Origin of the sequence: Methylobacterium sp. CCH7-A2, assembly GCF_001557075.1 — a bacterium.
GTDB lineage: Bacteria > Pseudomonadota > Alphaproteobacteria > Rhizobiales > Beijerinckiaceae > Allobosea > Allobosea massiliensis.
On the sequence record NZ_LSKN01000088.1, the window covers coordinates 26,701 to 49,568 of the forward strand.

20 protein-coding genes and 1 other annotated feature are annotated in these 22,868 nt (G+C 68.9%); of the genes, 10 read left to right on the top strand and 10 right to left on the bottom strand.

Annotated elements, in window-relative coordinates:
• Nucleotides 1–15 precede the first annotated feature (15 nt).
• Complete coding sequence (locus AX750_RS06805; RefSeq protein WP_066725130.1) at nt 16–1,056, top strand: aldehyde reductase; 1,041 nt, start codon at nt 16–18, stop codon at nt 1,054–1,056.
• A 7-nt stretch (nt 1,057–1,063) separates the two neighbouring features.
• On the opposite strand, the gene AX750_RS06810 is transcribed toward AX750_RS06805, so the two are convergent.
• The 3 genes from AX750_RS06810 to AX750_RS06820 all read right to left on the bottom strand — a co-directional run bounded on the left by AX750_RS06810 (nt 1,064) and on the right by AX750_RS06820 (nt 4,126).
• Nucleotides 1,064–2,563 carry a tripartite tricarboxylate transporter permease gene (locus AX750_RS06810; RefSeq protein WP_066725132.1) on the bottom strand — a complete coding sequence of 500 codons (1,500 nt, stop codon included), beginning with the start codon at nt 2,561–2,563 and terminating at the stop codon, nt 1,064–1,066.
• Nucleotides 2,564–2,575: 12 nt separating this feature from the next.
• Nucleotides 2,576–3,055: a tripartite tricarboxylate transporter TctB family protein gene (locus AX750_RS06815; RefSeq protein WP_066725133.1), complete on the bottom strand. Its 480-nt coding sequence runs from the start codon at nt 3,053–3,055 to the stop codon at nt 2,576–2,578.
• A 108-nt stretch (nt 3,056–3,163) separates the two neighbouring features.
• A complete protein-coding gene (locus tag AX750_RS06820) occupies nt 3,164–4,126 on the bottom strand; it encodes a tripartite tricarboxylate transporter substrate binding protein (RefSeq protein ID WP_066725134.1) in 963 nt (320 codons plus the stop codon).
• Between the two features lie 170 nt (nt 4,127–4,296).
• Here AX750_RS06820 and AX750_RS06825 point away from each other — a divergent pair, with 170 nt between their 5' ends.
• The 3 genes from AX750_RS06825 (at nt 4,297) to AX750_RS06835 (ending at nt 8,708) form a co-directional block, all read left to right on the top strand.
• The gene (locus AX750_RS06825; protein ID WP_067253817.1) at nt 4,297–5,562 is read left to right on the top strand and encodes an O-antigen ligase family protein; all 1,266 of its coding nucleotides are present in this window, start codon (nt 4,297–4,299) and stop codon (nt 5,560–5,562) included.
• Nucleotides 5,563–5,571: 9 nt separating this feature from the next.
• Nucleotides 5,572–6,939, top strand: a complete 1,368-nt coding sequence (gene gor / locus AX750_RS06830) for a glutathione-disulfide reductase (protein WP_066725143.1) — start codon at nt 5,572–5,574, stop codon at nt 6,937–6,939.
• A gap of 383 nt (nt 6,940–7,322) precedes the next feature.
• Entirely contained in the window at nt 7,323–8,708 is a 1,386-nt protein-coding gene (locus tag AX750_RS06835; RefSeq protein ID WP_066725146.1) for a 3-deoxy-7-phosphoheptulonate synthase class II, read from the top strand.
• Nucleotides 8,709–8,788: 80 nt separating this feature from the next.
• Here AX750_RS06835 and AX750_RS06840 read toward each other — a convergent pair whose 3' ends face one another.
• Nucleotides 8,789–9,676, bottom strand: a complete 888-nt coding sequence (locus tag AX750_RS06840; RefSeq protein WP_066725149.1) for an outer membrane beta-barrel protein — start codon at nt 9,674–9,676, stop codon at nt 8,789–8,791.
• Nucleotides 9,677–9,828: 152 nt separating this feature from the next.
• Between AX750_RS06840 and AX750_RS06845 the strand changes: the two genes are divergently transcribed.
• A complete protein-coding gene (locus AX750_RS06845; RefSeq protein WP_066725152.1) occupies nt 9,829–11,454 on the top strand; it encodes a nitrilase-related carbon-nitrogen hydrolase in 1,626 nt (541 codons plus the stop codon).
• A gap of 18 nt (nt 11,455–11,472) precedes the next feature.
• On the opposite strand, the gene AX750_RS06850 is transcribed toward AX750_RS06845, so the two are convergent.
• The gene (locus tag AX750_RS06850; protein ID WP_066725155.1) at nt 11,473–12,954 is read right to left on the bottom strand and encodes a SulP family inorganic anion transporter; all 1,482 of its coding nucleotides are present in this window, start codon (nt 12,952–12,954) and stop codon (nt 11,473–11,475) included.
• Nucleotides 12,955–13,015: 61 nt separating this feature from the next.
• Nucleotides 13,016–13,071: a sequence feature (sul1 is cis-regulatory element that is thought to sense ions involved in sulfur or methionine metabolism; They are found in Alphaproteobacteria), on the bottom strand.
• A 126-nt stretch (nt 13,072–13,197) separates the two neighbouring features.
• Here AX750_RS06850 and gltX point away from each other — a divergent pair.
• Nucleotides 13,198–14,556 (top strand): glutamate--tRNA ligase, encoded by a 1,359-nt coding sequence (gene gltX, locus AX750_RS06855; RefSeq protein ID WP_066725328.1) that lies wholly within the window; start codon nt 13,198–13,200, stop codon nt 14,554–14,556.
• Between the two features lie 140 nt (nt 14,557–14,696).
• Here gltX and AX750_RS06860 read toward each other — a convergent pair whose 3' ends face one another.
• Nucleotides 14,697–16,025: an MFS transporter gene (locus AX750_RS06860; RefSeq protein ID WP_066725158.1), complete on the bottom strand. Its 1,329-nt coding sequence runs from the start codon at nt 16,023–16,025 to the stop codon at nt 14,697–14,699.
• A gap of 190 nt (nt 16,026–16,215) precedes the next feature.
• On the bottom strand, nt 16,216–17,391 hold the full coding sequence (locus AX750_RS06865; protein ID WP_066725161.1) for a DUF2865 domain-containing protein: 1,176 nt from the start codon (nt 17,389–17,391) through the stop codon (nt 16,216–16,218).
• Between the two features lie 282 nt (nt 17,392–17,673).
• Here AX750_RS06865 and AX750_RS06870 point away from each other — a divergent pair, with 282 nt between their 5' ends.
• Complete coding sequence (locus tag AX750_RS06870; RefSeq protein WP_066725164.1) at nt 17,674–18,624, top strand: phosphoribosylaminoimidazolesuccinocarboxamide synthase; 951 nt, start codon at nt 17,674–17,676, stop codon at nt 18,622–18,624.
• Between the two features lie 3 nt (nt 18,625–18,627).
• Here AX750_RS06870 and AX750_RS06875 read toward each other — a convergent pair whose 3' ends face one another.
• Entirely contained in the window at nt 18,628–19,122 is a 495-nt protein-coding gene (locus AX750_RS06875) for a MarR family winged helix-turn-helix transcriptional regulator (protein WP_066725168.1), read from the bottom strand.
• A 31-nt stretch (nt 19,123–19,153) separates the two neighbouring features.
• Nucleotides 19,154–20,239 carry a TRAP transporter substrate-binding protein DctP gene (gene dctP / locus AX750_RS06880; RefSeq protein WP_066725171.1) on the bottom strand — a complete coding sequence of 362 codons (1,086 nt, stop codon included), beginning with the start codon at nt 20,237–20,239 and terminating at the stop codon, nt 19,154–19,156.
• 63 nt (nt 20,240–20,302) lie between these two features.
• Here dctP and AX750_RS06885 point away from each other — a divergent pair, with 63 nt between their 5' ends.
• The 3 genes from AX750_RS06885 to AX750_RS06895 all read left to right on the top strand — a co-directional run bounded on the left by AX750_RS06885 (nt 20,303) and on the right by AX750_RS06895 (nt 22,365).
• Nucleotides 20,303–21,121 (top strand): fumarylacetoacetate hydrolase family protein, encoded by an 819-nt coding sequence (locus tag AX750_RS06885; protein ID WP_066725174.1) that lies wholly within the window; start codon nt 20,303–20,305, stop codon nt 21,119–21,121.
• Between the two features lie 115 nt (nt 21,122–21,236).
• Nucleotides 21,237–21,770, top strand: coding sequence for a hypothetical protein (locus AX750_RS06890; protein WP_066725177.1), 534 nt, complete (start codon nt 21,237–21,239; stop codon nt 21,768–21,770).
• Nucleotides 21,771–21,852: 82 nt separating this feature from the next.
• Entirely contained in the window at nt 21,853–22,365 is a 513-nt protein-coding gene (locus tag AX750_RS06895) for a CreA family protein (protein ID WP_082735212.1), read from the top strand.
• 9 nt (nt 22,366–22,374) lie between these two features.
• On the opposite strand, the gene AX750_RS06900 is transcribed toward AX750_RS06895, so the two are convergent.
• Nucleotides 22,375–22,707 carry a hypothetical protein gene (locus AX750_RS06900; protein WP_066725184.1) on the bottom strand — a complete coding sequence of 111 codons (333 nt, stop codon included), beginning with the start codon at nt 22,705–22,707 and terminating at the stop codon, nt 22,375–22,377.
• Between the last annotated feature and the right edge of the window lie 161 nt (nt 22,708–22,868).

Below are 22,868 nucleotides of genomic sequence, written 5' to 3' on the forward strand. Positions count from 1 at the left end.
CGCTTGGAGACCCGCATGGGCCAACCGATTGTTCTCGTCACCGGCGGATCCGGCTTTCTGGCGGGCCACTGTATCCTGGCGCTGCTGCAGGCGGGCTACAGCGTCCGGACGACGATGCGCTCGCCGGGCCGGGAGGCCGCCCTGCGTGCCGCGCTCGCAGCGGCAGGCTGCGTGGCCGGAGCGCGCCTCTTGGTGCGGCAGGCCGATCTGATGGCCGACGATGGCTGGCGGGAGGCGGCGCTGGGCTGTGAGCGGGTGCTGCACGTCGCTTCGCCGCTGTCGGCAGCGGCACCGAAGCATGAGGACGAACTGATCCGCCCCGCCCGCGAGGGCACGCTGCGGGTGCTGCGCGCGGCCCGCGAAGCGGGCGTCGGCCGCGTCGTCCTGACCTCCTCCTTCGCGGCGATCGGCTATGGCCGCACGCTGCAGCGGCCCTTCACCGAAAGCGACTGGACGGACACGGGCGACGCTGCGCTCGCCGCCTATCCCAAATCCAAGACGCTGGCCGAGCGCGCCGCCTGGGACTTCGTCGACCGCGAGGGCGGGGGGCTCGAACTGGCGGTGGTCAATCCGGTCGGCATCTTTGGCCCGCTGCTCGGTCCCGATCTTTCCGCCTCGATCCTGCTGGTGAAGAGCATGCTGGAGGGGCGGCTCCCGGCTGTGCCGCGGCTGATGTTCGGCGTCGTCGATGTCCGCGATGTCGCCGACCTGCACCTGCGCGCCATGACCCACCCCGCTGCCGCGAACGAGCGCTTCATCGCCACGGCGGGCGATTTCCTGACCATGCAGGAGATCGCGCTCATTCTGCGCGACAGGCTGGGCCCTGCGGCGAGCCGGGTCTCGGCGCGCGTCCTGCCGGACTGGCTGGTGCGCTTCGTCGCCCTGTTCAGCGCCGCCGCGCGCCAGGCGGCGACGCCCGAACTCGGCCGCCCCAAGACCGCCTCCAGCGCCAAGGCACAGGCCATGCTGGGTTGGGAGCCGCGCCCGGCTGCCGATGCGCTGGCGGCGACGGGCGAGAGCCTGATCAGGCTGGGGCTGGTCGGCGCGGGCCGCTGATCGACCGTCAGTCCTCGCTCGCCTTGAAGCGGTTGAGCCCCTTCATCACGAACGGGGCCACCAGCGCCACGAAGGCCACGCCGAGCAACGTCGCCGAGATCGGGTTCTCGAGCAGGATCATCGGGTCGCCGAGGCTGATCTGCAGCGCCCGGCGCAGTTGCGCCTCCGCCATTGGCCCGAGGATCAGGCCGACGACCATCGGCGCGACGGGGTAGTCGTAGCGCCGCATCAGATAGCCGAGATAGCCGAACAGGAAGAGCATTCCGAGCTCCACCGGCGAGGCGTTGACCGCGAGCGTGCCCATCGTCGCGAAGACGAGGATGCCGGCATAGAGCCAGGGCTGCGGCACGGCGAGCAGCTTCACCCAGAGCCCGATCAGCGGCAGGTTGAGGATCACCAGCATCACGTTGGCGATGAAGAGCGACGCGATCAGGCCCCAGACGAGGTCCGGCTTCTCCGCAAACAGGAGCGGGCCGGGGTTCAGCCCGTATTGCTGGAAGCCGGCCAGCATGATCGCCGCCGTCGCCGAGGTCGGCAGGCCGAGCGTCAGCAGCGGCACCAGCGTGCCGGCGGCAGAAGCGTTGTTGGCCGCTTCCGGACCCGCGACACCCTCGATCGCGCCCTTGCCGAACTCGTCGGGATATTTGCAGAGCTTCTTTTCGGTCGAATAGCTCAGGAAGGTCGGAACCTCCGCGCCGCCCGCCGGCAGCGCGCCGATCGGGAAGCCATAGGCCGTCCCGCGCAGCCAGGGCGCCCAGGAGCGCTTCCAGTCCTGCTTGCTCATCCAGAGCGAGCCCTTGATCGGGATGATCTCCTCGGGATCCCGGAAGCGCTTGGAGGCGACATAGAGCGCTTCGCCCACCGCGAAGAGCCCGACCGCCAGCGTCGTCACCTCGATGCCGTTGAGCAGTTCCGGCACGCCAAAAGTCAGCCGCGCCTGGCCGGTCAGCTTGTCGATGCCGACGAGGCCCAGCGTGATGCCCAGGAACAGGCTGGTCAGCCCGCGCAGCGGCGAGTCGCCGAAGGTCGCCGAGACGGTGACGAAGGCGACGATCATCAGCGCGAAATAGTCCCAGGGGCCGAACTTGATCGCGACCTCGACCAGCCAGGGTGCGAGGAAGGTCAGCCCGATCGTGGCGATCAGCCCCGCCACGAAGGAGCCGATCGCGGCAGTGGCGAGCGCCGGGCCGCCGCGGCCGGCCTTGGCCATCTTCGAGCCTTCGAGCGCGGTCGCGAGCGAGGCGCTCTCGCCGGGCGCGTTCAGCAGGATGGCGGTCGTCGAGCCGCCATACATGCCGCCGTAGTAGATGCCGGCGAACATGATCAGCGATCCTGCCGGATCGAGCTTGAAGGTCACCGGCAGCAGCAGCGCCACCGTCAGCGCCGGGCCGATGCCCGGCAGCACGCCGACGGCCGTGCCGAGGAAGACGCCGATCAGGCAGAACAGCAGCTTCGAGGGCTCCAGCGCGACGCCGAAGCCGTTGATGAGCGAGACGAAGGTATCCATCTCAGGCGCTCCTCACAGGAACAGGCGTTCGAGCGGCCCGGCCGGAAGCAGCAGGGTCAGGAGCTTGGCGAAGACGAGGAAGATGACGAGGCCGAGCACGAAACCGATCGCCGCGTCGACCGCCAGCGCCCGCCGACCGAAGCCGCGCGCCGTGCAGGCGAACAGGATGGTGATGGCGATCACGAAGCCGGCGCCGGTCGCGATGCACAGGATCAGTCCCGCGAGCCCACCGACGATCCACAGGAGCGCCCCGCGGTCCGCCGCCTCCGGCTTCGGCAATCCGCCGCGGAAGGCCATCACGAGGTGCGACAGGCCGAGGATCACCAGCCCGGCGCAGGCCACCATCGGCATCGCGGTCGGCCCGAGCCCGTAATTCGAGGTGATCGTCTGCTGGGAGGCGTCGTAATAGACCACGCCGGCGAGGGCGAGCAGCAACAGGCCGACGAGGAGGGCGGGCCTGTCAGCGCCGCGTGACGGGGCATCGTTCGTCATGGCGTATCCATCATCGGCTGTTCGGTGTGCGGGCGGTGAAGTCGGCGTGAAGGGAAAAAAAGGGGGCCGGTCGCCGGCCCCCTGGTCTTGCTTGGCGGTGCGCCGGGCTTACTTCACCAGGCCGACATCCGTCATCACCTTGCTGACGCGCGTCTGCTCGGCCTTCAGGAAGGCGTCGAAGGCGGCGCCACCGAGATAGGCGTCGTCCCAACCGCGGGCCTTCAGGATTTCGGCCCATTCCTTCGACTTGACCATCTTCTCGACCGCGTCGGACAGGGTCTTGGTCTGGTCGGCCGAGAGACCGGGAGGAGCGACGACCGAGCGCCAATTCATCAGCTCGAGATTGACGCCACCTTCCTTCAGGGTCGGAGCGTCGGGAGCATTGGCGAGGCGCGCCGGAGCCGAAACGCCGATCACCCGCAGCTTGCCGGCCTTGATCTGGCCCTCGAACTCGCCATAGCCGGAAATGCCGGCCGTCACGCGCCCGCCCAGCATGGCGGCCAAAGCCTCGCCACCACCCGAGAACGGGATGTAGTTGATCTTCTTGGGATCGCCGCCGGCGGCCTCGGCGAAGAGCGCGGCCAGGATGTGGTCGGCGCCGCCGGCCGAGCCGCCCGCCCAGGTCACCTTGGCAGGATCGGCCTTGACGCGATCGGCCAGATCCTTGGCGTTCTTGATCGGTGACTCCGTCGGCACGACGATGACGAGCGCCTCGGCCGTCAGCCGCGCGATCGGCGTCACCTGCGTCAGGTTCACGGGCGACTTGTTCAGCAGGATCGCGCCGACCATGACGAAGCCGTTGACCATCAGCTGGCTGCCGTCGCCCTTGGCGTTGATCAGCTGCGCAAGGCCGATCGTGCCGCCGGCGCCGGTGACGTTCGTCACCTGCACGCTCTTGGCGATGCCCGAGGCGGTGAGCGCCTGCTGCATCGAGCGCGCCGTGCCGTCCCATCCGCCGCCGGGAGCCGCGGGGGCCATGATCTTGAGCTCGAGCTGGGCGAAGGCGGCCGTCGACAGGCCGGCCACCGCGACGGCGGTGACGGCGCAGCGCTTGAGAAGGGATGTCAGCATGTATTTCCTCCGCTCGCGGATGGGACCGCGCGATTTTTGGGCGACGCCCGCCAGTGGCACTTCGCCGCGTATGCCGTCAATTGCGCCCGATTGATCAATCCGGAGTCAAGACAATTCGCCGGCCCACGCGGCTCTAGTGCTGGGCCCCGCGATGGCTTAAGCGCTCGCCGATGAACCAGACCTCTTCCGTCGCCACCCGTCCGGCCGCCGGGTCCGTCCCGGCACGGCTTGCGGCGATTGGTGCGGCGCTCCTCCTGGCATTGCCACTCGCCATGTGGATCGCCAACCGCTCCGCCCCGCTCATGCTGGCGCTGGCGGCTGCAGCCTTCTGCGCGGCCGCGCTCGCCGAGGAAGGCTGGCGACCCTCCCTGCACCGGGCGGCAGCTCTGCTGCGCGGCCCGATCGGGCTCGCCCTGTCCGGATTCCTGCTCTGGTCCCTCGTCACGATCGCTTGGAGCCACCGGCCGCTTGCGAGCCTCGCGGCCTGGGGCGAGTTTGCGCTGCCGCTGACCTGCGGCGTCGCCATCGCGGCATCCGGCCGCTTTCGGCCGGGCCCTGCGCTCGGCCGCGCGCTGGCGATCGTTGTGGCTGTGGCCGCCGTCATGATGATGGCGGAACTGGCCACCGGGCTCGCCATCAGGCGCGCGCTCGATATCGGCCGCCAAGTGACCTACATGTTCAATCGCCCGGTGCTGACCTGCCTCATCTTGGCTCCCGTCGCCCTGGCGGCGCTGCCATGGCAGGGACCCTCGCGGCGGTGGAGCATCGCCCTGGCCGTGCCGGTCGTCCTCGCCGTCGCCTGGGCCTGCCTCGGCTCGGAGAGCGGTGCGGCCGGTTTCGGTCTGCTCGTCATGGCTGCGGCCGCGGGGCTGGCGCTCCTGGCCCCCCGGCTTGCCTGGGCAGCCGTCACGCTCGGCTTCGTCGCGACGATGATGTTGGCCCCGGTCGTCGGACGCCTGGGCGATGCGGCCCTGCCGGCGGCACTCCATGAGCGCCTCGCCAACTCCCATTCGCGCGACCGTGTCGACATCTGGCTGTCCTTCGGCGAGGCGACGCTGGCGCGGCCCATCCGTGGTGCGGGATTCGGCACGTCGCCGACGCTCGACCGCCACCCTGTGGCCGCTGAGGTCTCGCCGCCGCGTCGCGCGCTGCTGGCGGTCGGTCACCCGCACAACGCTCCACTCCAGGCCTGGACCGAGACCGGTGCGATCGGCGTCGCGCTGCTCACCGTCGCCGGGCTCGCCCTGCTGATGCGGCTGAGGAGTCTCCCCGGCCGCGATCTGGCACCGCGCCTCGGCCTCTTCGCCGCGGCCTTCGCCGTCGCGGCTGTGGCGCATGGCGCCTGGCAGGGCTGGTGGATTGCAGGCCTGACCATGGCGGCGCTATGGCTGTTCCGGCTGCCCGTCGGTTCGGATACCGGGGATCGCGCGGCGTGAGAGGACATCATGGCTGAATTCGACGTCGATCTCTTCGTCATCGGGGCCGGCTCCGGCGGAACCCGCGCCGCCCGCATCGCCGCCGGCCATGGCGCCCGCGTGATGATCGCGGAGGAGGACCGCATCGGCGGGACCTGCGTCATCCGTGGCTGCGTGCCGAAGAAGCTCTTCGTCTATGCCAGCCGCTTCGCCGAGGAGGTCGAGGACGCCGCCGGTTTCGGCTGGACGGTCCAGAAGCCCGACTTCGACTGGCCGACGCTGCGCGATGCCGTCGCCAACGAGGTCACCCGCCTCTCCGGCCTCTATCGCAAGGGGTTGAACGGCGCCGGCGTGACCATCCGCGAGGAGCGCGCCACCGTCGTCGATGCCCATACCGTGCGCCTCGCCAAAAGCGGCGAGACGATCCGCGCCCGCCACATCCTCGTCGCCACCGGCGGCTGGCCCTCCTTCGATCCGCCGATTCCCGGCGGCGAACTCGGCATTTCCTCGAACGAGATTTTCCATCTGCCCAGCTTGCCGAAGCGCATGCTCGTCGTCGGCGGCGGCTATATCGCGCTCGAATTCGCCAGCCTCTTCGTCCGTCTCGGCGTCGAGGTCACCGTGCTCCACCGCGGCGACAACGTGTTGCGCGGCTTCGACGAGGACATCCGCAACCGCCTCCGCGATGCGCTGGAGCATGCCGGCATCCGCTTCCGCCTCGGCTGCACGGTTCAGAGCATCGAACTGCTGCCCGATGGCTGCCGCCGCGCCCATTGCGCCAGCGGCGACCCCATCGATGCCGATGTCATCCTCGTCGCGACCGGCCGCCGCCCCAACACCGCCGGCCTCGGCCTCGCCGAGGCGGGCGTCGCACTGGGATCTCTGGGCGAGGTGCTGGTCGATGACGACTCGGCCAGCAGCGTGCCCTCGATCCACGCGGTCGGCGACGTCACCAACCGCGTCAACCTGACCCCGGTCGCGATCCGCGAGGGCCACGCCTTCGCCGACACGACCTTCGGCAACAAGCCCTGGCGGACGGACCATGGCCTGATCGCCTCGGCCGTCTTCACGACCCCGGAGATCGGCACGGTCGGCCTTTCCGAGGTCCAGGCCGCCGCGGCTGGCCACGAGTTGCGCATCTTCGAATCCGCCTTCCGGCCGATGAAGGCGACGATCTCGGGCCGCAACGAACGCGTCTATATGAAGCTCGTCGTCGACGCGAAGACCGACAAGGTGCTCGGCGTCCATATCCTCGGCCATGACGCCGGCGAGATCATCCAGGCCGTTGCCATCGCGGTGACGATGGGCGCGACCAAGGCCGATTTCGACCGCACCGTCGCGCTGCATCCGAGCGCGGCGGAGGAACTGGTGACGATGCGGACGCCCCGGGCGGGCTGACCCGAGCCGGCGGGGGCGACGGCTTGTCCCGCGTCACCGCGAGACCTCTCGCTAACCGGGCTGCTCTTCAAGGGCGAGGATTGTATCGTGCCGGCCTGATCGGAGCAGGCGCGCAAGCCCGCCATCGGGGTTGAATCGGCGTCCGAACCGGCTCATGCGCCATCTCATCGCCTTCAAGCGCGCTGCGATCGATCTGAATCGATTTGTCAGCTGTAGCCGGCAAGTGGCTGGGCCGATTCAGCTTTCGCTAACCATGATCGGCTCGCGGCCCTGCGCTGCGGGCGCGTTCGCCGTGGTGGCCTTTGCGTCGCCTTGGGTGTATAGGCGCGCCTTCGCGCTTTCGAAGAGGTTAACCCGCGCGAGCGAAGTCAGGAGCAGCACCCATGTCGGAGCGGTGGACGCCCGAGAGCTGGAGGGCCAAGCCCGTCCAGCAGATCCCGGATTATCCGGACCAGGCAGCCCTGAGGGCGGTCGAGCAGCAGCTCGCCGGCTTTCCGCCGCTCGTTTTTGCGGGTGAGGCGCGCAAGCTGAAGAAGGCCCTCGCGAAAGTCGCAAACGGTGAGGCCTTCCTGCTCCAGGGCGGAGACTGTGCCGAGAGCTTCGGCGAACACTCGGCCGACAACATCCGTGATTTCTTCCGGCTCTTCCTGCAGATGGCGGTGGTGCTGACCTTCGCGGGCGGCTCGCCCGTGGTGAAGGTCGGGCGCATCGCCGGCCAGTTCGCCAAACCGCGGTCGGCTCCGACGGAGACCGTCGGCGGCGTCGAGCTGCCGAGCTACAAGGGCGACATCGTCAACGACAACGCCTTCACGCCCGAGGCGCGCACGCCCGATCCGCGCCGCCAGCTCGAGGCCTATCGCCAGTCGGCGGCGACGCTCAATCTGCTGCGCGCCTTCGCCACCGGCGGCTATGCCAATCTCGACAACGCGCATCGCTGGATGCTCGGCTTCGTCAAGGATGCGCCGGCCTCCTCGCGCTACAACGAGGTCGCCGAGCGCATCACCGAGGCGCTCGACTTCATGCGCGCCATCGGCATCGATCCCGAGACGCATCCCGAGATGCGGACGACCGATTTCTACACCAGCCACGAGGCGCTGCTGCTCGGCTACGAGCAGGCGATGACCCGCGTCGATTCGACGACGGGCGACTGGTACGACACCTCCGGCCACATGGTCTGGATCGGCGACCGCACGCGCCAGCTCGACCATGCCCATGTCGAGTTCTTCCGCGGGATCCGCAACCCGATCGGCCTGAAATGCGGCCCCTCGACCACGGTCGACGGCCTGCTGAAGCTCATCGACGTGCTCGACCCGCAGAACCAGGCCGGCCGGCTGACCCTCATCGGCCGCTTCGGTGCCGACAAGGTCTTCGACAACCTTCCGGCGCTGGTGCGGGCCACCAAGCGGGAAGGGCGCAATGTCGTCTGGTCTTGCGACCCGATGCACGGCAACACGGTCAAGGCCGCCAGCGGCTACAAGACCCGTCCCTTCGACCTGATCACGACCGAGGTGAAGAACTTCTTCGCCGTCCACCAGGCCGAGGGCACCCATGCCGGCGGCCTGCATCTCGAGATGACCGGCAAGAACGTCACCGAATGCACCGGTGGTGCGCGCGGCATGACCGATGCCGACCTGAACGACCGCTACCACACGGTCTGCGATCCCCGCCTCAATGCGGAGCAGGCGCTGGAGCTGGCCTTCCTCGTCGCCGAACTGGTCAAGCGCGAGCGCGCCGGCCGGGCGCGCCCGGAGGTCGAGGCTGCCGAGTGAGGCGCGAGCCTATCGGGGTCCAAACGTAAAGGCCGGGGCGCGTCGCCCCGGCCTTTTTATGTCGGCGATCGGTTGCTGGGTCAGAACTTCAGCGCGGCGGCGACGCGGCCGGTATTGATCGTCGTGGTCGTGCCCTCGACATCGGCGAACCGAACGATCTGGTACTCGGCACGCAGGAACAGGTTGTCCGTCAGCGCCATGTCGATACCGCCGCCGGCGGTCAGGCCGAAGCCGTAAACATTGCTCTTGGTGGAGCCGACGCGGAGCGGATAGCCCGCCGCGACCACGTTGTTCTCGATCGCGCCCGTCACCGGGTTGGTGCGGGTGAAGCGCCAGGTCGCGTCGATCGTCGAGGTCGTGTCGAAGCGGCCTACCGCGCCGCCGATGGTCGCGAAGGGCATGATCCGGCCATAGGCCCAGCCCATGCGGATGCGCGCGGTGGCATAGTCCTTCAATTCCGCACCATGGCGGGTCGTCAGCGTGTAGTCGTTGACCGTGCCGTCGGAAGTCGTGCTGCGTCGTCCGATGAAGTCGCTGATCAGATAATTGTGGTTCGACCGGGTATAGTCCGCCTCCAGGCCGAGGATCACGTCGCCGAAAGTGAAATTGTAGCCGGTAAAGCCGAAGAAGGTCGCGCCGCTGTCGGTCTTCGAGGGCAGGTTGCCCACCAGATTGCCCATGTTCACCTCGCTGCCGAGCAGCGTGTTGCGATAGGCGTAGTTGGCGAGGTTCTGAAGCCCGTTGCCGGGCTCGAACTTGGTGGACGAGAGGCCGGAGCCGCCGCCGAAATAGAAGCCCGACCACTTCGCGTAGCTGTCGAACTCGGGCGCGGGCGGCGCGTCGTCGATCTGAGAGCCGCGCAGCACCGGATAGTCGGCGGCAAAGGCGCCGCCCGCGGTGATTACAGAGCCAGCCAGAAGGACTGCGGCGAGGGCTGCGGCTGGTCGATGGATGAAGCGGGTACGCATGGTCGTTTCTCCGAACGACGGCCGGCAGTCTTGCAGGAGCGGCACGTACCCGATTCATGCGCGCTTAACCCTAACGCGAGGTTAAGCGCAGCCCCGTCAGGCCCTGTGGCACGCGATTGCCGGGCCGAAGCGGTCGCGCTACAGCCCCCGCCATGACCGAACGCTCCTTCCGCCTCGCCCTCGCGCAGACGAGTCCGCTCCCCGGAGATGTGGCAGGCAATGTCGCGATGATCCGTGCCGCACGGGCGAGGGCGGCGACAGCTGGAGCGGATCTGGTCCTGTTTCCGGCCGCCGCCTTGGCCGGGACGTCCTCGGCGGCTCTGCTGCGGCGGCCGGCCTTTCTCGATGCCTGCCGGCGGGCCTGCGAGGATCTGGCGCGCGAGACCGCTGATGGCGGGCCGGCGCTGTTGCTCGGCTTGCCCTGGCGCGAGGACGCTTCCCTCTACGCGGCTCAGGCGCTGCTCGATGGCGGCCTTATTCAGGCCGTGCGCTTTCAAGTGGCGGTCGGCGGCTCTGTATCCGCACCCTTCGAGCCGGGGCCTCTGCCCGGACCGGTGCCATTCCGGGGCCTGCTGCGCCTGGGCCTCGTTTCCGGCGACGATCTTGCGGATGAGGAGGTCCCGGAATGCCTCGCCGAGACGGGGGCCGAGCTGCTGCTGTCTTCCGCCGCCGCGGTCTACCGGCGGGGCGGCACCGACCACCGTCTCAACCGCTCCGTCGCGCGGGTCGTCGAGACAGGCCTTCCGCTAGTCTGGCTGAATGCCGTCGGCGGCGGTGAAGAGGGCATCTGCGACGGCGCCTCCTTCGTGCTCGCCGCCGACCGCAGCCTGACGCATCAACTGCCCGCCTTCCGCGACGCGCTCACCGTCACCCGATGGACCCGTCGCGGCGGCGTCTGGGTCTGCGAACCCGGCGAGGCGATCCCGCTGGAGGCCGGCGACGAGGCGGATTATGCCGCCTGCATGCTCGGCCTGCGCGAGCATCTCCGGCTTGCGCCTGAGACGGGCGTTCTCGTCGAATTCAACGACGAGGCAAGCCTTCTCGGTTCGGCGCTGGCTGTGGATGCGCTGGGGCCGGAGCGGGTCGCGGCGGTCCGACTGGCTGGCGGGAACCCTGGGGGATTGGCCGCGACCGAGGCTGAGGCCGCCGCCGCTGCGCTGGGTGTTTCCCTGAGGGCGATCCCCGTCTCCGAAGTGGCAGGGGCGGTCGCCGAGGCGCTGACGGCCGCCGGCCTGCCCGGACCACGAGACGCGACGACAGCGGCCCGCACGGCCTTGCTCTCCGCCCTGGCGCGGGGCATGGGCCGCTGCCTGCTCGCGCCGGCGGCTCGCCATGCCACCTGTGGGCTGGAGGCGATCGGCGACCTCAATCCCGTCGGCGATCTGTCGCATACCGAGATCACGCGCCTGCTGGATCTGCGCCGCCGCTGGAAACCCGCGGAGGCGCTCGGGCCCGACAGCCTGTCGATGGGCGCTGTGCCCCAGAGCCCCCAGGCGCTGCGCCGGGAGGCCGTCCTGGGCGCGCTCGCGGCGGGAGAGCGTGTGTCCGATATCGTCGCGGCCGGCCATGAGGCCTCCGCCGTGATGGCGCTCCAGCAGGAGGCCCGGGCCGCAGCCGCCGTCGCCCGGCGGGCGCCACCGTCGATCAGGCTGATCGATCAGCAAGAGGCATGGCCGGTGCGCCACGGCTTCGTCGATGACGGAGAGCCAGCCCATCGTCCCGATGAGGCGCTGGTGAAGGGCGTCGGCCGCAGCGGCGGCGACAGCATCGATTTCTGAGGCCGGCGCGCCCGGGCTTCAGTGGACGGCAGCCGGGCCGGCGTCGCCCTTGTCGTGCCTCCCGAAGCGGTCGACCATCGTCGCGCTGGCCTCGTTGAGGCCGAGCACCTCGACCTCCGCGCCGTTCTTGCGCAGGCGCAGCACCACCTTGTCGAGCGCGCCGATCGCCGAAATGTCCCAGAAATGGGCATGGGTCAGGTCGATCGTCACCTGCGCCGGGCGCTCCTCGAAGGAGAAACCGCGCAGGAAGCTCTCGACCGACGCAAAAAAGATCTGGCCGCGCACCACATAGGTCACAGCCGTGCCGTCTGCGCTGTCGCGCTTCTCGACGGCGACGAGGCGCGCGACCTTGCCGGCGAAGAACACGCCCGAGAGCAGCACGCCGACGAGGACGCCCTTGGCGAGGTCATGTGTCGCCACCACGGTCGTCACCGTCGCCAGCATGACGATCGAGGAAGGAAGGGGATTGGTCCGCAGATCGAGGATCGAGCGCCAGGAGAACGTGCCGATCGAGACCATGATCATCACCGCGACCAGGGCGGCCATGGGGATGATCCGGACGAGATCGTCGAGCACGAGGATCAGGAAGAGCAGGAAGGCCCCGGCCACGAACGTCGAGAGCCGGCCGCGCCCGCCCGAGGTCACGTTGATCACCGACTGGCCGATCATGGCGCAGCCGCCCATGCCGCCGATCAGCGCCGAGGCGATGTTGCTGGCGCCCTGGCCGTAGCATTCCTGGCTCTTGTTGCTGGTCGTCGCGGTCATGTCGTCGACGATCTGCGCCGTCAGCAGGGACTCCAGGAGCCCCACCGCCGCCAGCGCGACCGAATAGGGAAAGATGATCCGCAGCGTCTCGAAAGTCAGCGGCACCTGCGGCAGCGCGAAGACCGGCAGCGTCGAGGGCAGTTCCCCGAGATCGCCGACGGTGCGCAGATCGAGCCCCAGCCCCCAGGCGAGAGCGGTCAGGACGACGATGGCGACGAGCGGGGAGGGGATGGCTTTCGTCAGATAGGGGAAGAGGTAGATGATCGCGAGGCCGCCTGCGATCATCGCATAGGTCAGCGACGGCACGCCGATCAGCTCCGGCAGCTGCGCCATGAAGATCAGGATGGCGAGCGCGTTGACGAAGCCGGTGATGACCGATCGCGAGACGAAGCTCATCAGGCGCCCGAGCCGGAGCGCGCCGGCCCCAAGCTGGATCAGACCCATCAGGATCGTCGCGGCGAAGAGATAGGGCAGGCCGTGTTCCTTCACCAGCGTGACCATCAGCACCGCGGTGGCGGCGGTTGCCGCCGAAATCATGCCCGGCCGCCCGCCGGCGAAGGCCGACACGCAGGCGATGGCGAAGGAGGCGAAGAGCCCGACCTTGGGGTCGACGCCGGCGATCACCGAGAAGCCGATCGCCTCGGGGATCAGCGCGAGCGCCACGACGACGCCCGAGAGAATGTCCCCCCGGATGTTGGAGAACCATTCGCGGCGATAGGCGGAGAGTCTGGTCATAGGGAACCCATGAGCGATCGGAGCCCGCGACGCGCGCAGGCTTCAGCTGGATCGGCAGTTGGGTTGTCCGGCGGATCGGCGGCCGGAAGAGCCACCCGGATTTTCACCGGGTCCGTTCGAATGCCATCATTCAGCCACGGATCATGTTGCATCGCAATAGGCCGGGCTGCGTCGCAGCATGCTTTCTGCACATGACGCCGGGGACGATTGTCGCTGCCGGCCAAAAGCGCCATAAGCGCCGCCATGACCAGCTCCGCGCCGTCCCGCCCGCCGCTCCTGCGCTTCGCGCCCTCGCCGACGGGCTATCTCCATATCGGCAATGCGCGCTCCGCCCTGTTCAACGGGCTTTATGCCCGCCGCCACGGCGGGCGCTTCATGCTGCGTTACGACGACACCGATCTCGCGCGCTCGAAGCCGGAATATGCCGCCGCCATCGCGGAGGACCTCGCCTGGCTCGGCATCACGCCCGATCTCGTCATCAGCCAGTCGCAGCGGCTGTCGCTCTACGACGCTGCCGCCGAGGATCTGCGCGCCGCGGGCCGGCTCTACCCCTGCTATGAGACCGCCGACGAGCTCGACCGGCGCCGCAAGCGCCAGCTCGCCCGCGGCCTGCCGCCGATCTACGACCGCGCCGCGCTGAAGCTCACCGCCGAGGACCGGGCGAAGCTCGAGGCGGAAGGCCGCCGGCCGCACTGGCGCTTCCTGCTCGAGCCGCGCGTCGTCGCCTGGACCGACCTGATCCGCGGCGACGCCCATGTCGACTGCGCCTCGCTCTCCGACCAGGTGCTGATCCGCGAGGACGGCAGCTATCTCTACCATCTGCCCTCTGTGGTGGACGACGCCGCGACCGGCGTGACCCACATCATCCGCGGCGAGGATCACGTCACCAATACGGCGGTCCACATCCAGATCTTCCAGGCGCTGGGCGCGGCGCTGCCGTCCTTCGGCCACCACAACCTCCTCACCACGGCGAGCGGCGAGGGATTGTCCAAGCGCCTCGGCCATCTCTCGCTGCGCGGCCTGCGCGAGGCCGGCGTCGAGCCGCTGGCGGTGGCAGCGCTGGCCACCCTGACCGGCTCCTCGGATGCCGTGCGTCCGGTGGCGAGTCTCGACGAACTGGCGGGGCTGGTCGATCTCGCCCATGTCTCGCGCGCCCCGGCCAAGTTCGACGAGCACGACCTCGACACGCTCAGCGCCCGCACCCTGCATCAGCTGCCCTATGACGCCGTGGCGTTCCGTCTGGCCGAGATGGGCGTCGATACCAGCGAACGCTTCTGGCTCGCGATCCGCGGCAATCTCGGCAAGCTCGACGAAGCCCGCCTCTGGGACGATGTCGTGCGCGGGCCGATCAGGCCGGTGATCGCCGATGCGGACTTCGCCGCGACCGCAGCCGCCTTGCTGCCGCCCGAGCCCTTCGACGCGACGACGTGGAAGAGCTGGACCGGCGCGGTCGCGGCCGCGACCGGCGCCAAGGGCAAGGCGCTGTTCATGCCCCTGCGCCAGGCCCTGACCGCGCAGGACCATGGCCCGGAGCTGGCGGCGCTGCTGCCGCTGATCGGGCGGGACAAGGCGCTGCGGCGGCTCAGGGGCGAGAGCGCCTGAAGGACTGTCATTCCGGGGCGAGCGCGCAGCGCTCGAACCCGGAACCCATGACGTTGTGAGCCCTATGCCGGTCGTCGGACGCGTGTCACCCGGTCGTGGGTTCCGGGTTCGGGCCTGACGGCCCGCCCCGGAATGACAGCTCAATCGTGCCGGTGCATCGCCGACTGATGCTTGGTGTCGCGCATCGTCGAATAGACCAGCAGCGAGACGAAAATCACGCCCGCCAGATAGTAGTAGAACCACTGCTCGTGGCCCTGCTGCTTGAAGAACAGCGCGATCGCCGGCGCGGTGCCCCCGAAGATCGAGACCGTCAGGGCATAGGGCACGGCGACGCCGGTCGCCCGGATCGCGGTCGGGAACAGCTCGGCCTTCACCACCGCATTGATCGAGGTGTAGCCGGCCACGAAGACCCAGGCGCCGGAGATCAGCAGGAAGGCGACCCAGGGCGATTTGGTGCCCGCCAGCGTCGTCAGCAGCGGCACGGTCAGGAGCGTTCCCGCGACGCCGAAGAAGATCAGCAGCGGCTTGCGGCCGATCCGGTCGGAGATCGCGCCATAGATCGGCTGCAGGATCGCGGCGAAGATCAGCGAACCGGCGATGACATAGGTCGTGGTGATGTCGGAGAAGCCGGCCGTCTGGCGCACGAAGGTCTGCATATAGGTGGTGAAGGTGTAGAAGGCCGCGGTGCCGCCGGCGGTCAGCCCGACGACGATCGCGATCTCTCGCGGGTAGCGCAGCAGGCCGCGGATCGAGCTCTCGCGCTTCACCGGGCTTTTGTTGGCTTCCGTGAAGGACTCCGTTTCGTGCATGTGGCGGCGCATCAACATCGCCGTGACGGCGAGCAGCGCCCCGATCACGAAGGGGATGCGCCAGCCCCAGGCGACGAGCTGCTCATGCGTCAGGAAGACGTTCTGGAGCAGCAGCAGTACCAGGATCGCGGTGAGCTGCCCGCCGATCAGCGTGACGTACTGGAAGCTCGAATAGAAGCCGCGATGCTCGGGATCGGCGATCTCGGAGAGATAGGTCGCGCTGGCCCCGTATTCGCCGCCGAGGCTCAGGCCTTCGATGATGCGCGCGAGCGCCAGCAGGGAAGGCGCGGCAAAGCCGATCGTCGCATAGGTCGGCGTCAGCGCGATGATCAGCGAGCCGAAGCACATCATCAGCACGGAGACCGTCAGCGAAAGGCGCCGCCCGTAGCGATCCGCCAGATGGCCGAACAGCCAGCCGCCCAGCGGGCGCACGATGAAGCCAGCGGCGAACAGCGTCGCCGCATTGAGCTGCTGCACCACCGGGTCGCTGGAGGGGAAGAAGGCCGGCGCGAAATAGAGCGAGAAGGCCGTATAGGCGTAGAAATCGTACCATTCGACGAGATTGCCGACGGATCCGACGAAGATGGCCTTGAGGCGTCGTCTGGCGTCGGCGAACTCGATGGGGCGCGGGTGCGGCTGGGATGTCGCGAGGTTGGACATGGCGATCTCCGGCGGGAGCCGCCAAGGCTGCCTTCGACGACGACAGGATGCAGTCGGCAGGCGGTTCCGGACGGCTCGCCCGATGAGGGGGGCGTCAGCCCTCTATTGCGCCGTCACCGTCATGCGTCCACGGGATATTCAAGTGATTGATGCGCCCCCGAACTGCGCAAGACGCATGATCGCCCCGTCGTCAGGGACGGATTGTCGCATTCCCGAGATTGGGTGCGAGGTTCGGCGCGACGATCCGCACGGTGCGGCGCTCGCCGGTCACGCTCTGCGTCTCGCGCTTGAGCCCGTCGCCCTTGTCCAGCACCCGCTCTCCCACGGATTGCGGGCCGACACCGGCCGATTCCGTGCCGGCGGTCGGCGAGTTCTCCGACGGCATCGGCTTCTCGTCGGGGATCTCGACGGCGGCCGGCTGCGGTGCGGGCTGTGCATTGCGGCGCCTGGGATCGGGCTTGGCCTCCCTAGGGCGCGACAGCTCGGCGGCGCGCTGCTCGGTGACGATGACGTCGCCCTTGCGCTTGTCGAGAAGGTATTCGGCGTTGCGCAGCGCCTGTGCCCAGCTCTGGCCCGGCGCCCGGCAGGTGCAGGCGGCATCGAAGCTGCGCTGGTATTTGCCCGCATTCGGCAGCGACGCATAGGGCTGGCCGGTGGAGCGGGCGACCGCGTTCTGAATCTCGCCGCCATTGGTCATGCCATAGGCGAGGGTCTCGGTGCCGGGGCAGAGCGCCTGGCACATCTCGTCGCCGCTGTCGCGGCCGCCCGGATTGTTCGCGAGCGGGAAGAAATAGCCGTCGCAGGTCCGCACGCAGACGGTCTGCGGGCCGCCGAGGCGTGGCTTTTCCGGCTCCAGCGGCTGCTCGGGATCGAGCTCTGGCAGGGTCGAATCGATTTCGCCCCGGCGCGGCTCGAGCCCGAAGATCGTCTCGAAGAAGCCGCGCTGCTGCGGCGCCCGGCAATTGGCGTTGATCGCCGCGACGAGCTGCGCGCGGCGCTGCTCGAGGGCGCCACCCTGCGCCATCTGCTGCAGATTGGCATACTGTGCCTGCAACTGGCCGATCTGCGCGCGCAAGCCCCCGCATTCGCGCGGCGGGCCTTCGCCGAAGAAAGTGAATCCGCCGCGCTCGCAACCCATGGCGCGATACTGGTTCGTCGCCTGGGCGAGCTGGGCGCCGACGCGCTGCGCCATCTGCGCGGCTCGGGGATCCCCGCCGCCGCGCTGGCCCTGCAGGCTGGCGAGTTCCGAGCGCCATGCATTGCAGGCCGGCGACTGCGCCGCCGCCGCGCCGCCGGTCAGCGCGAGCGCGAGCAGAGCCGCACCGAAGCGGCCGGGGGAACGCAGTCGAAGGCGTCTGAAGAGCATCGCGGGTCGGATCACGTCACCTGCTTGTCGGTCTCGAATGCCAGACGGCCCTTGTCCAGGGCTGGCGGGCTCGCCGGAGCACAACAGCCGCCAAACGCGACGGAACTATGGAGCGCCGCCGCCGGAGATGCGGCCGACGCTCGCCCGAATGCCATATCCGCCGCCGCCGAGCAATCGCGCCCCGACGATGGCGGAAGCGGTTGGCGCCCGCCCGCGGACTGTCTAGAAGGCTGGCGAGCCGTCCGCGCCTGTCGCGCGGCGCCACGACCGGGCGATGACGACATGACCGAACCTCTGGCGCTGGAAGCTGCCTTCATCCCCGAACTGCCGAACTATTATCGCGGCAAGGTCCGCGAGAACTACGATCTCCCCGACGGGCGCCGCATCCTGATCTCGACCGACCGGCTGAGCGCCTTCGACCGCGCCATTGCCGCCATCCCGCACAAGGGTCAGGTCCTCACGCAGACGGCGCGTCACTGGTTCGAGCAGACCGTCGACATCTGCCCCAACCATGTCCTCGAATATCCCGATCCGAACGTCGTGGTCGGCAAGCGGCTCGACATCCTCCCCGTCGAGATCGTGGTGCGCGGCTATCTCGCCGGCACCACCGGCACCTCGATCCTGACCCTGTACAAGCAGGGCCAGCGCGCGATGTACGGAGTCACGCTGCCGGACGGGTTGCGCGACAATGAGCGCCTGCCCGAGGCGATCATCACCCCGACCAGCAAGGCCTTCGACGGCGGCCATGACGAGCCGCTCTCGGCCGCGCAGATCCTGGAGGAAGGGCTGCTGACCCGCGAGCAATGGGACACCGTCAGCCGCTATGCGCTGGCGCTCTTCGCTCGCGGCCAGGCGCTCGCCGCCGAGCGCGGCCTGATCCTCGCCGATACCAAATACGAGTTCGGCACCGACGCCGACGGCACCATCCTGCTCGCCGACGAGATCCACACCCCCGACTCCAGCCGCTACTGGATGGCGGGCAGCTACGCCGCACGGTTCGCCGCCGGCGAGAAGCCGGACTCCTTCGACAAGGACTTCGTTCGCAACTGGGTCGTCGCCCGCTGCGATCCCTATAAGGAAGAGTTGCCGCCGATCCCGGCCGAACTGATCGCGCAGACCACGGCCGTCTATGTGCGCGCCTATGAGACGATCACGGGACAGACCTTCGATCCGCCGCCGGCCGGCGAACCGCCGCTGGAGCGCATCCGCCGCAATCTCGCGCGGTTTTTCTGAGCGTCAGCCCTCGTCGTCGCGATAGCTGCCGGCGAGGTGGCGGCTGCGCTCGGTCAGGGTCGAGAGCACGCGCTCGAAGACCTGCAGTTCCGCCGGCGCGATGCCCTCGGTCCAGCGCGCCTGGAAGGCGAGCGCCAGCGGCACGATCTGGGCGTAGATGCGCTCGCCCGCCGCGGTCAGCGCGACGAAGGATTCGCGCCGGTCCTGACGGTTTTCCGCCCGCGAGACGAGCCCGCGCTTCTCCAGCTCCGAGACGGCGCGCGAGACCTTCGTCTTGTGCATCTGAGCCAGCTCGCCGATGTCGCGCGAGGTCAGTCGCCCGAACTCGCCGAGCTGCGCCACCACCCGCCATTCGGGAATGCCGATGCCGAACTGCGCGTCGTAGATCCGCCCCAGCGCCCGGGCCGAATGGAAGGCCACGACATTGAGGCGATAGGGCAGGAACTGTTCCAGCCGGAGCGGCGCTTCCGGCTGGGGAGAGGGGGGCTTGGTCGTCATGGTTCGGCGCAAGCCTCCCTCAGCCGGACGCTCAGCGCGCCTTCAGCCGGTTCATGAAGCTGTCGAAGGACAGTTCCGCCACCTGCCACCAGAGCAGGTTCTCGCCGCGGAAGGCGACCATGGAATCGTAGCCGGCCTTGAAGTCGGCGCTCTTGGCCGAGGTCTCGGCGTAGTATTCCTCCGCCGCCTTCAGCGCCGCTTCCATCACCGGCAGCGGGAAGGGGCGCAGCTGCGCGCCCTGCGCCACGAGCCGGCGCAGGCCGCCTGGATTCACGAAGTCATATTTGCCGAGCATCCAGTTGTTGGCCGCTTCGCAAGCTTGCTGGACGATCGCCTGATAGTGCTTGGGCAGCTTGGCCCAGGCCTCCTTGCCGATGATCAGGTGCAGCATCGCGCCGCCCTCCCACCAGCCGGGATAGTAGTAGTATTTCGCGACGCGGATGAAGCCGAGCTTCTCGTCGTCATAGGGGCCGACGAATTCGGCCGCGTCGATCGTGCCGCGCTCCAGCGCCGGATAGACGTCGCCCGGCGCGATCTGCGTCGGCACCACGCCGAGCTTGGCGAGCACCGCGCCGCCCATGCCGCCGATGCGGAACTTCAGCCCCTTGAGATCGTCGACGCCCTTCAGCTCGTTGCGGAAGAAGCCGCCCATCTGGCAGCCGGAATTGCCGCAGGGGATCGAATAGGCGTTGAAGCGGTCGAGCACGCCGTTGACGATCTGCTCGCCCCCGCCGAAATACCACCAGCTGTGCTGCTGGCGGGCGTTCAGGCCGAAGGGGATGCCGGTGCCGAGCCCGAGCGTCGGATCCTTGCCGATGTAGAAATAGGTCGGCGAATGGGCGCATTCGACCGTGCCGGAGGAGACGGCGTCGAGCGCCTGCAGGCCGGGAACGATCTCGCCGGGCGCGAAGACCTGGATCTGGAACTTGCCGTCGGTCGCCTCGCTGACCAGCTTCGCGAATTGCTGCGCCGTGCCGAAGATCGTGTCGAGCGACTTCGGGAAGCTCGAGGTCAGCCGCCACCGCACCTCGGGCTGCGACTGCGCCACCGCGGGCATCGCGACCGGGGTCGCGGCGGCGGCGAGAGCGCCGGTTTTCAAAAAGTCGCGGCGTTTCATAAGGTGATCCTCCCACGGGCTTGTTGAACTCTTATTGGCGTGTCGCGCGCGGATTGGAAAGACATGAAACTCGCTTCGCTCATGCATGGTCGGGATGGCCGCCTCGTCGTCGTCTCGCGCGATCTCACCCGCGCCACCGACGCCTTTCCCGTCGTGCCGACTTTGCAGGCCGCGCTCGACGATTGGGACCGCCACGCCCCCCGCCTGGGGGATCTGGCGGAGGCCCTCGAGCATGGCTCGGTGCCCTCCTTCCGCTTCCACGAGCATGACTGCGCCGCGCCGCTGCCGCGCGCCTTCGGTCGCTTCGTCGCAAGCGGTGCTGCCGGCGGCGTCGCACCGGCTCGCTCGGCCGGCGCGCTGGGGCCGCGCCATCCGGTGAGGGCCCGCGACGAAGCCGCCGGACTCGTCGCCGAGCCGGGGCTGGCCGTCATCGCGGGTGAGGGAAGCGGCCGGGCCGCGCCAGACGCTGCGCCGATCCGGCTGGTGATGCTGACCTGCCGCGTGCTGGAGACGAGGGACCCCTCTGCCGGAGCCGCAGGCCCGGCCGGCGAGGTGAGCTTCAGCTTCTCGCCCGTCGCCGTCACGCCCGACGAGATCGGTCCCGCCTGGCACGAGGGCCGCATCGACCGGCCGCTGCTCTGCCGGATCAATCAGCAGCCGCTGCAGCATGGCGCGGTGGCCGGCCCCGCCGATGCGCAGGCCTCGATCGCACAAGCGGCCGGGCCGTATCCGCTCGAGGCGGGAACGATCATCGCCTGGTCTGCGCCGCTGCCGCAGGTCCAGTCGCTGCGTTTCGGCGACACCGTCCGCGTCGAGATGAAGGACGCTGCGGGCCATTCCATCTTCGGAGCGATCGAGCAGGAGATCCTGCCGCTCGGGTGAGGGGAACCGCGGCGCCCCACAGGCGTCTAGGCTTGGCGTCATACCGCTTGGCGCCTGCAGGGCCGCCCGCTACCGTGCGGCACGACCGCCCATCCTCCGCGAGAGCCGACGTCTGATGATCGACAGCATTGCCTTCTATCCCGAGACCGTCCCGCTCGCCTTCTTCGTCTGGGGGCCGGTCCTGGTGATGGTGCTGTTCTGGGCCGCGGGCATCTGGTCCAGCCGCCAGGGCGTGCCGCGCATGCTGGAGAACGACTGGAACGGCTACAATGCCGAAGACGTCGAGAAGCTCTTTGCCCTCTATGGCGAGACGCACCGCGCCCGGTATCGCAACCGGGTGCTGCCGGCCGATGTCGCCTTCGCCTTCACCTATGCCATCGTCGGCGCGATGCTGATCGCGGGGCTCGTCGTGCGGGGGCAGCCCTCGTGGGTGGCGGCGCTCTGCGGCGGCGGCTGGCTGCTCGGTGGGCTCTGCGACGTGGCCGAAAACCTGGCCGTCGCCCGCCTGCTCGACAAATATCCCAAGGTCGAGGCCGGCGACGTCGCTTTTGCGAGCCGGATGACGCAGCTCAAGCTCGTGCTGTTTCTCGCCGGGATCGCCGGAGCGATCGCCGCGGCCTATCTCGCCTTCAAACCGCTGGCGGCCTGAACGCCGCGCCGGCTCTGGCGGGAGCCGACCAGCGCAACCATATCCGGCGCGAGGCCGTCGCGCCGCTGGAGAGATGCACCTGATGAAAGCCCTCGCTTCCGCCCTTCTGGCCGGCGCTCTCGCCCTTGCCGGTCTGGCTGCGCCAGCCGCGGCGCAGGAAGATCTGATCTTCCGCAAGTCGACCGTCTGGAAGATGCTGACGCCCGACGACAAGCTCGCCGTCTACGGTGTCGATGATCCGGTCGTCGAAGGCGTGGCCTGCCATTATACTGTGCCCGAGAAGGGCGGCGTGTCGGGCATGTTCGGCGTGGCCGAAGAGGTCTCGGACGTCTCGCTCGCCTGCCGTCAGATCGGCCCGATCCGGTTCAAGGAGAAGGCCGAGCAGGGCGATGTCGTCTTCCGTGAGCGGCGCTCGCTGATCTGGAAGAAGATGCAGATCGTGCGCGGCTGCGACGCCAAGCGCAACGTCCTGATCTACATGGTCTATTCCGATAAGCTGATCGACGGATCGCCCAAGAATTCGACGTCGAGCGTGCCGATCATGCCCTGGGGCGGCACCGGCGAGCCGGCGAAGTGCGGCGAATGGATCCGGTGAACGCCGGACTCAGCCGCCGCAGGTGATGACCAGCGGCTGCTCGGGCGCTGTAGCGGCAGGCCGCGCCTTCGAGAGCGAGCCCGTGAAGTCTTCGCGAGAGGCCAAGCCGAAAGCGCTGGCGCGGGCATAGCCCTGCGCCTCGCACCAGGCGTCGGCGACGATCTTGCCGCATTCGGAGTTGCTGGAGATGCAGTCGGCGACGCCGTAGCCATCGCTGGCGGGGATCAGGAAGGTGCGCTGGCCCTTGGGGGCCGCTTCGGTCTTCGTCGTCGGCAGGACCGACAGCGAAAGCCCGGCTCCGACGATCCCGAACAGGCCGACCAGGGCAACGGCGCGACGCATGGGGTGACTTCCTCGCAAACGATGGGCGCTCAACCCTCGAATCGCGAGGATGGTTCCCAACCGTTAAGATTTGAATAAAATGGCCCGCATCCGGCGCGGCGGCGGCAAAAGCGGGGCGCCCTCTTGACGGAAAGCTCGCGCGAAGGCAAGCGTGTCGGGAT